The sequence below is a fragment of the Methylobacterium sp. E-041 genome (genome assembly GCF_022829665.1).
GTDB lineage: Bacteria > Pseudomonadota > Alphaproteobacteria > Rhizobiales > Beijerinckiaceae > Methylobacterium.
This window is the reverse complement of the sequence record NZ_JAKSYQ010000007.1, coordinates 1-5,515: the sequence shown is the minus strand read 5'-3', so window position 1 is coordinate 5,515 and position 5,515 is coordinate 1. Positions and strand designations below refer to the sequence as shown.

The 5,515-nt window shown below is 51.6% G+C and carries 2 protein-coding genes and 1 pseudogene; all 3 read right to left on the bottom strand.

Features of this window, described 5'->3' with window-relative positions; genetic code table 11:
• Positions 1-810, bottom strand: a protein-coding gene (locus MKK70_RS00100) for an IS5 family transposase (protein WP_243945261.1) whose coding sequence is annotated in 2 segments (ribosomal slippage) — positions 1-779 and positions 781-810 — 809 coding nt annotated over the 2 segments. Because the reading frame shifts where the segments join, the coding sequence is not laid out codon by codon here. This gene is flagged as partial in the annotation.
• Between the two features lie 346 nt (positions 811-1,156).
• Entirely contained in the window at positions 1,157-5,071 is a 3,915-nt protein-coding gene (locus MKK70_RS00095; RefSeq protein WP_243945259.1) for a glycosyltransferase, read from the bottom strand.
• Positions 5,072-5,331: 260 nt separating this feature from the next.
• Positions 5,332-5,515: pseudogene (cpsB, locus tag MKK70_RS00090) on the bottom strand (mannose-1-phosphate guanylyltransferase/mannose-6-phosphate isomerase); the annotation flags it as partial.

The window sequence follows — 5,515 nt, the reverse complement described above, 5'->3', positions numbered from 1 at the left end:
CGGCTGAGCCTTCGGACAAGGATCATGACGGCGGCGTAGAGGAAGGCCTGGGCCGAGGCGAGGGTCGCCTCCGGGTCTTTCCAAAGGCGGCGGTTGCGGCTGATCCAGCCGAAGAAGCGTTCGACCACCCATCGGCGCGGGCGCACGGCAAAGCCGACCTGATCCTTGGGTTTGCGCACGATGTCGACGGTGATGATCGTTGCGTTCGCGGGCCTGTCGCCGGCATAGCCTGCATCGGCGAAGGCCTTGGCGATGAACGGGAAGGTCCGCCGCGACAGGCGCAGCACCGGTCCGGCATCATCGCTATCCTGCACGTCGGCGGGCTGTGGGTTGAGGACTGGAGCGCGTCCGTCCGTTTCGACAGGGCTAACGCTTACGGCCCTTGTACGGCCCTTGATCTTCTTTCCAGCGTTGTAGCCGCGCGGCTCTCCGCTCTCGGTGGTCTTCACGCTCTGGCTATCAAGCACTGTGGCGGTAGGCGAGGCTCTTCGATCGACCCGCTCGCGGTGCGCCATGACGAGGTGATGGTTGATCCGGCCGAACAGGCCGTCGTCGCGCCAGCGCGCAAAGTAGCCAAACGTCGTGCTGCGCGGAGGCAGGTCCTTCGGGATCATCCGCCACGCGATGCCGCCCCGCAGCACTGAGATGATCGCGTTCAGGAACTTTCGCGTCGTCCAGACGAGCAGACGACCGCACGAAGCCGGCTCCGGCATCAGCGGCGCGATGACCGCCCATTCCGCATCGGTCAGGTCGGTTTCGTACCGCAGGCGCGAACGGCTTATGCTGCCGGCGAGTGGTCGGGGTCCACATGGCAATTCCAGATCAGGCTTCGGCACCCTTCTGGAATCACCGCCATCCCGGCCACTCAACCCCTGCCGGATGTTATCGGACGGGCTCTGAGCTCGCCCGCTTCCGCCGGCTCGGCATCCGCTACGAGCAGCGCGCCGACATGCACCTCGCCTTCACTACCCTAGCTTGCGCCCTTTCACCCTCAACCAGTATCAACGGTTCTGTTAGACGCTCTTGCGGCCTTGTCGAAACCATCAAGCATTACGAGTGAATAAGCTTCTTCACCTCACCAGAATAGAAGGCAATATAAACCAAGATTGCCCTAGCATGCTCCATGCGCACCGGACTGTTGCACACACAAATCGACCTATGTGGAACACTTCATTGCATTGATCTCGCCTAGTCTTTCAGCAACGGCCCGACCAGTGGTGGAATAGCTCAAGCGTCGCTCAAGGTCATCCTTCGCCCGAGCGCCTACGGCGCGGGCGATCTCTGGCTGCTCGTATAGTTTACGCATAAGAACCGCCGCATGCTCGATCGACGGTTCTGCCCATCGCAACCCTGCTTTGTAGGGATCGATATCCCGATCGAGCTGAACTTCCTCATAATCAACAAGTAAGCTGTTGTTATCATCCATAAATTCACAGTTACCCGAATACCGCGTCGCAATGACGGGTTTCCCAAGAAGCATCGCCTCAGCCATAGTTAATCCGAGCCCTTCGCTTCGATGGAGAGATACATAGGCATCGCCGCAATCGATTAGGCTCAACGTTTCATCGCGGGTGAAAACCGCGTCTATGATGTCAATTTTACTTTCCCCGGCTGCTGTCTTTAGTGCGTCCATAGATTTTGGGTATCCAGCTCCGAATGAGGTTTTGATGACGAGGCGAGCTTTGTCCGTCGAATTGAAGGCTTGTTTAAAAGCTTCAATCAGGCCAAGTGGATTTTTACGGTCCATAATGCTCGTCATATGAAATACGAAGACGAAAACGAATTCGTCATCAGGAATCTGAAACCGGTTCCTCGGTATCCTATCGAATACAGGCATCTCAATGCCCGGTGTTAATACATAAATTGGCTGACGGTAGTGACGACGTAAGCCATCAGCAATGAACTTGGTCGCTGTCCATATCTCGTCGCATTGCAGGGAGGCGCGGTTCCACGACTCGGGGACTTCATCGAATTCCCAATACCAGTATCCTATGCGATACGTTTTTTCATGCCGTGGTAAAAGACCGGCTAGCTTGTAAACCTCATCAAACAACGGTTCAGGCTGAACGTGAATCAAGGTTGTGTCGTAGAACTCAAGTCCTTGAAAGTGGTGACCTGTCGGATCATCTGTCGCTGTCGAGACCGGCACGTTCCGTAGGCTAGCTGCGATACCATTCTCGCGCAGACCCTCTACAAGACTCTCTGTTGAGATCCGCAGGCCGGACGGGTAGGCGAAATGACCTAAGATATTGATGCCATGTGCGACGATGTCTTCGGCAAGCGTGCCCTTCCGTCGTGCCTCAACCCAACCGCGGGGCAAGAAAGACAGGCCAGATGCATGCGTGGCGAGATGATCAAGGAGCGCTCGTGCACTCGACTCATCGGTCATCGCCATCGGAAAGCACTTCTGCCATTCGGGACGAGCGGCATAGGCGACGCGAACCTGAGCAGCATCGCTCATCGTGCTAGGGTACTCTTGAACGAAGATCCTCTGATCGCGGACGCCGTGCAAATCCCACACCCATTGGGCCAAAGGGATAATGCCGAAGACCGTACCGCCATCAGGGATTGCCGCTTGCCAAGAGGGCGTACTAGCCCACGTCTCGCAGAGGGCCGCGTGCGGTGACTCCTCCAAAGAGAAGAGGAACCACCAGATATCCTCCCGTGTAGTTAATCCATCTACGTAGGCGTCAAACAATCGAGCGCAACTTGCATTTCTTCCTTCAGGGAGAAGATACAGCGGGTTGTCATTGCAGAAGGCGTGATCCTGAGCGAGGATCTGACGCGACTTTCCTCCGATGTCGGAAGCAAAGGCGGCATCGATGCAACGCACATAAGTTGTGCTCAGACCAAGCAGGCGCAGTCCATCGGTTTTAATCCACAGAGCGAAGCCACCCTGAGATCCGTCGCGGATCGGACGCGGGAATTGCTTGCGCAAATCGGAACGCCGCCAAAGGAATTCAAGAATAATTCGCGTACCATTTTCGAGGCTGGGTTCCATGAGGACTGGATCGAACGGCCACATGATAGCATCCCATGACATTCCAACAGCGGTTGCGATCGCGCCGAAATCATAGGGATTGAGGGGCTGGGCCGGAGGACCTGCAATAGTTTCAATATCAGCCTGCAGGCGTGTCCGACTGACGGCGGTGTTTGTACGCAAAACCTTGGGCTCGAAGCTTTCAGGATCAAGTGCAGGGTGGAAATAGGGATCTGCGGCAAAACCAAGACTTCTGAGACGCTTTGCAAATAAGACCTGGTCCCTCTGCGGGTTTTCAGTCCCACGTGACGCGCCTTCGTGGTGCACGAGGATGGCCGAGGGCAAGTAGACCGTACGGAACCCCATCCGTGCAACATCGAGACAAAATAGAACATCGCTGTAAGCAATAATGAATTCTTCGTCGTACCCGGAAACGAGGTCGAAAAGCGTTCGTCGAACGAGCTGGCAAGCTCCGGTGACAGCAGACAAGTTGCGCTGCGTGTTAGGTGAGCCAAACGGGCCCCAAAGATCGTGAGGCGTTCGATGAAAGACGTGCGCGGCGAGCGAGAAGAGACCGATGGCGACACCGGCATGCTGAATTTCGCCACTGGGGTAGAGTAACTTGGCACCTACAACGCCAACACCGGGCTCACATGCCGCCCGTACCAATTGCTCGAGCCAATCTGCTTGAACAATCTCTACATCGTTGTTGAGAAAAAGAAGAAATTCACCGCGAGCAGCTACGGCTCCTTTATTACAAGCGCGGGAATAATTAAAAGGCTCATTAAAATAGATAATACGTACTCCATTTTCGGATAATTCGCGATAAAGTTCGATTGTATGCAAATCGTCAGATTTGTTATCAACTATTATTATTTCTATGTTTTTATATGTTGTTCTATTAAAAATACCATTCGTGCAGGTACGTAGTAAATGAGCGCGATTCCTGTTAGGAATAACAATTGAGACAAGTGGATGAGCTGAAAGTGTCCAACTTGAACGAAATGTTCCGTCGGAGGACCGTGAGACAGTAGCAGTATGACCTCGCCGTTTCCACGCGGCTTTCAGAACTTCATCATAATCTATATCGGAAGAAGCAGGTAATCGCAAATCCTTATCATCGATCTGAATTCGATGACATAGAATATTTGCAACCCGCTCAACGTTATTTGTCTGCTCCGTAACTCGAAGATGAAGGTCCCACTGGGCCGCGGCTATCGAAAGTGACTGGGACATATCATTTGAATGACTAATAATATTTTTCAATAAGCATGTACGTATAGCCGTCAGATGACCGAAATAATCATAAGCTAACAAGAGCTCAGGTGACCATGAAGGTTTTAATATGCTCTTCGTACCGCCTACTGATAAGGTTGATTGCGACTCATCACTATAAACGAGGTCACAATTTGTTGTATTTATTGAATTCGATAGCTTTTGGAGTGCAGCTGGATCTAGCGTATCGCCAGCGTTTAAATATATTGTAAAATCATACGTGGCGACAGACGCAGCGCGATATAAGAAACTGGAATTGTCAGACCCTGAAACAGGCACATACCTGCTAAATCCGCTTGAAGTATTTTTTCTACTTTTTTGAGGCGCCCCTAGCTCTAACCTACTATCATAGATTACTTCGAAGAAGAAGCCTGTTTGCCGGTGTAAGCTGCTAAGAGTATTATCAAAGCTTTCGTTTATACCTGGTCCTAAAATAATACTAAAGGTTGTAGATTGCCTTAGCTTAGATTTAGCGGAGCTGAGGTTCATGATTGATTTTAAAGCAAATTTTCGCCCTTCTTTTTCGCCGTGACGAATATAATGGACGAGTGGGTTGTGACCTGCCTCAACTACATCTGGGTTGGCAGTGATGTAAGCTAAAGTGTCGAAGCGTGGCCCTGCAGCGCGGCCCTCGGCAGCTCCGAGTTCAATATAATGTTCAAGCGGTGGAGATCTATAATTTTTTACCTCAGGGTATTGTTTAAGATACCACACTTCGTCAAATAGGTCTGAGCCGGAGATAATATCTTTGTTACGCATCATGCGCTTACGCGCTTTGCGTTGTTCTTTGAAGGCGCTGATCTTTTTAATAATCATCTGTGGGCCAACTATTTTGTATTCAGGATCAACTATACGATGATTATTTATCTATAGTTGCGACTTGGCATAACTTTCAAACTACTTTATGATATTAAATCATTTCACTCAGATAGAACTTACAATAATGTTTAGGTTAAAGTTTTTGATTCTATTAAACTGTATTTCATGTAAAAAAATTTTGTTCATTGAACCATTCAGAGTTTTAGCTTTATCTTAAATTTTCGTTATTCTACCATCTTCGTGCAACCTTTGTTTCTTTAGCGTCCGTAGACGTCCTCGACGCGGATGATGTCGTCCTCACCGGTATAGGAGCCGACCTGGACCTCGATCAGCTCGAGCGGGATCCTGCCGGGGTTGGTCAGGCGGTGCAGCGAGCCGATCGGCAGGTACACCGCCTCGTTCTCGTGCACGAGGACCAGGCGCTCGCCCAGCGTCACCTCC